At 52.8% G+C, this 3,790-nt stretch carries 3 protein-coding genes and 2 pseudogenes; 4 read left to right on the forward strand and 1 reads right to left on the reverse strand.

The genetic code is table 11. The features are described from left to right. The coding region (locus BGK49_RS26385; protein WP_001393286.1) for an IS1 family transposase at positions 1-147 on the reverse strand (147 nt) is incomplete at its 3' end. A 55-nt stretch (positions 148-202) separates the two neighbouring features. On the opposite strand from BGK49_RS26385, the pseudogene BGK49_RS10625 reads away from it, so the two are divergent. The 4 genes and pseudogenes from BGK49_RS10625 to BGK49_RS10640 form a co-directional block, all read left to right on the forward strand. Further along, positions 203-1,315 (forward strand): annotated as a pseudogene (locus tag BGK49_RS10625) (phage tail tip domain-containing protein); the annotation flags it as partial. A 67-nt stretch (positions 1,316-1,382) separates the two neighbouring features. Beyond that, positions 1,383-1,982, forward strand: coding sequence for an Ail/Lom family outer membrane beta-barrel protein (locus BGK49_RS10630; protein ID WP_001233102.1), 600 nt, complete (start codon positions 1,383-1,385; stop codon positions 1,980-1,982). A gap of 63 nt (positions 1,983-2,045) precedes the next feature. After that, positions 2,046-3,333, forward strand: a pseudogene (locus BGK49_RS10635) (prophage tail fiber N-terminal domain-containing protein). After that, the coding region (locus tag BGK49_RS10640) for a DUF4376 domain-containing protein (RefSeq protein ID WP_069375740.1) at positions 3,284-3,790 on the forward strand (507 nt) is incomplete at its 3' end. The pseudogene BGK49_RS10635 and the gene BGK49_RS10640, both read left to right, overlap by 50 nt.

A 3,790-nucleotide genomic window follows, 5' to 3' on the forward strand; every position in this document is an offset into this window, starting at 1 on the left:
TTGAGAAGCGGTGTAAGTGAACTGCAGTTGCCATGTTTTACGGCAGTGAGAGCAGAGATAGCGCTGATGTCCGGCAGTGCTTTTGCCGTTACGCACCACCCCGTCAGTAGCTGAACAGGAGGGACAGCTGATAGAAACAGAAGCCACTGGAGCACCTCAAAAACACCATCATACACTAAATCAGTAAGTTGGCAGCATCACCCGCAGTGTGAACACCGTTGGCAAATCGGCATTTGTGGAGGCCGTCGGTCGGGCGAGCGATGATGCGGAAGGTTATCTGAGTTTTTATAAAGGGTTGATCAATAAAACGCATCTCGGCAAGGAGTTGTGGACGCAGATTGATAACGGTCAGCTTGCGCCGGACCTGACTGAAATCAGGACGTCCATTACGAATGTCAGCAATGAAATCACGCAAACCGTCAATAAAAAACTGGAAAATCAGAGTGCTGCAATCCAGCAGATACAGAAAGTTCAGGTTGATACAAATAATAATCTGAACAGCATGTGGGCTGTGAAGCTGCAACAGATGAAGGACGGACGCCTTTATATTGCGGGTATCGGTGCCGGTATTGAGAATACGCCAGCAGGAATGCAGAGTCAGGTGCTGCTGGCGGCAGACAGGATTGCGATGATTAATCCTGCGAATGGCAACACAAAGCCGATGTTTGTTGGTCAGGGCGATCAGATATTCATGAACGACGTGTTCCTGAAACGCCTGACGGCTCCGACCATAACCAGCGGCGGTAATCCTCCGGCATTTTCCCTGACACCTGGCGGACGGCTGACGGCGAAAAATGCCGATATCAGCGGTAACGTGAACGCGAACTCCGGGACGCTCAACAACGTCACGATTAATAAGAACTGTCGGGTTCTGGGAAAATTGTCCGCGAACCAGATTGAAGGCGATCTCGTTAAAACAGTGGGCAAACCTTTCCCACGGGACTCCCGGGCACCGGAGAGGTGGCCATCAGGGACCATTACCGTCAGGGTTTATGACGATCAGCCGTTTGATCGGCAAATTGTTATTCCCGCGGTGGCGTTTCGCGGTGCTAAACATGAGCGGAAGAATAACAATATTTATTCGTCATGCCGCCTGATAGTGAAGAAAAACGGTGCTGAAATTTATAACCGAACGACCCTGGATAATACGCTGATATATACGGGTGTTATTGATATGCCTGCCGGTCACGGTCACATGACGCTGGAGTTTTCTGTATCGGCATGGCTGGTAAATGGCTGGTATCCCACAGCAAGTATCAGCGATTTGCTGGTTGTTGTGATGAAGAAAGCCACTGCAGGCATCACGATTAGCTGAATTTTATAACCCAGATACGGGCACCAGAAATGGTGCCTTTTTTATTGCAGAAAAGCGAGAGGTAATTATGCGTAAAGTTTGTGCAGCCATTTTGTCCGCAGCCATCTGTCTGGCTGTATCCGGTGCGCCTGCATGGGCGTCTGAACATCAGTCCACGCTGAGCGCCGGGTATCTTCAGCCCCATACTGATATGCCAGGCAGCGATGACCTGAAGGGCATTAACGTGAAATACCGTTATGAGTTTACGGACACGCTGGGGCTGGTGACGTCATTCAGCTATGCCAACGCTGAAGATGAGCAAAAAACGCATTACAGCGATACCCGCTGGCATGAGGATTCCGTGCGTAACCGCTGGTTCAGCGTGATGGCGGGGCCGTCTGTGCGCGTGAATGAATGGTTCAGCGCGTATGCGATGGCGGGCGTGGCTTACAGCCGTGTGTCGACCTTCTCCGGGGATTATCTCCGCGTAACTGACAACAAGGGGAAAACGCACGACGTGCTGACCGGAAGTGATGACGGTCGCCACAGCAATACCTCTCTGGCGTGGGGGGCTGGCGTGCAGTTTAACCCGACCGAATCCGTGGCCATTGACCTTGCTTATGAAGGTTCCGGCAGTGGCGACTGGCGCACTGACGGTTTCATCGTGGGTGTCGGTTATAAGTTCTGATTAGCCAGGTAACACAGTGTTATGACAGCCCGCTGGTTCAGGCGGGCTTTTTGTGGGGTGAATATGGCAGTAAAGATTTCAGGTGTACTGAAAGATGGGGCGGGTAAACCTGTCGTAAATTGTGCGATTGAACTGCGGGCCAGAAGAACCAGTCCGACCGTTGTGGCACACGTTGTTGCCACTTGCGTGACGGACAATAACGGTGCTTATGTGATTGAGGCTGAGCCGGGGTATTACGAGGTTGCGCTTCACTGTAACGGCTGGCAGCCAACCCGTGTCGGGGATATTGATGTGGCACCGACTGATGCACCGGGGACACTGAACGCGTTTCTGAATGCACCAAAGGATGGTGATTTACGTCCGGAGGTGATGAAGCGCTTTGAGGAAATGGTGGCGCAGGCGCAGCAGAGCGGGGCTGCAGCCGGAAACGCACAGCAGACGGCGCAGGATGTGGCGGCAGCCGCAACGGCCCGTGATGATGCACAACGTTTTGCGGAGAAAGCCCGACAGGATGCAACCGTCACAGCTGAGGACAGAAAGGCCACTGCGGAAGATGTGACAAGCACAGGAGCAAATGCAGCAGCAGGCGAAAAGGCACAACAGAAGTCCCGGGATAATCTGGGGCTGAAAAGTGCGGCCACGATGGAAGCACAGAGCGACATTTACGACCGGACAAAAGGCCGTCTGGCGATACCCGGCGCATTCGGCTTTGGGTGTGCTTTTCTGCCTGAAGATGTTATCCGTTTTGACACTAAGAGTGATTTCCTGGCCTGGGTAAGGAATGCGCTGCCAGGTGAATATTCCGTTGCTGGCCCCTACGACATCATCATACCCGACACACGGTTTGAAGGGGATGCTCAGCATCCGGTGGACTGATGCACGCCCTGAGACAACAGAACCGCGGTACAGAGCCAAATCCCTTACTTTTTACGGCATTAACGGCCCCATTTATCACACCCGCTACTGCTACTGGCCCATATCCAGACTGACTGGCTGGGTGAAAATAAATATAACCACAGAAGATATTATTTACAGAATCGTGGCGAGCTCTGTCCGCAACAGATGGGGAGACCCTGACATTGGCGGGCTGATTATTGCTGCGTACCAGGGAGAAGCTGACGGTGATAAAGTCATCAGACTTGTCAGGGGGCAGTCATACAGAGGCTCACGACTGGGACCGGTGGGGATTTCAGTGCCCAGTACTCCCACCGGAACGTATATAGCATCCCCACAATTTTTCATTACGGGATGTTCAGAGCATTCATTACCGGGGTCATATTGCGCCCTGTCCGGGGTGCCGGATGCACATGTCTCTGGCGCAATGCCCGGGCTTTTTATTCGCACATCGTGAGGAATGCACCGTGGAAATTAAAAAAATCATTAATCCCCGTTATACCGAAAGTGGCGCAGTAGACTGTGACGTTTTTTTTGACGACAGGGACCAGGCAGTCCCCTACACAGCCACCGCTGATGATGTCGCTCCGACGGGTCAGCAAATCTGGCAGGAACTGCAAAGCGGCAAATGGGGTGAGATAGCCCCATTCACTGTGACACCAGAAATGCTGGAAGCGGCCAGAGAGGCCAGACGTCAGGAAATTGAAGCATGGCGCGCAGAACAGGAGGCGAAGCCGTTCACGTTTGAATGGAACGGTCGTATCTGGAATGCTGGTCCCGACTCACTGGGCCGCCTGTCCCCGGTAGTCATGCTGGCAAAATCTGTCACAGCACAAACACATATGGCGTGGAGCGATGCCGATAATCAGCAGGTGAAACTGTCGATGCCGGAACTGGAAGAACTGGCGGCAGCA

The sequence above is a fragment of the Shigella sp. FC1544 genome (assembly GCF_001722145.1).
In the GTDB taxonomy this organism is placed as follows: Bacteria; Pseudomonadota; Gammaproteobacteria; order Enterobacterales; family Enterobacteriaceae; genus Escherichia; species Escherichia coli.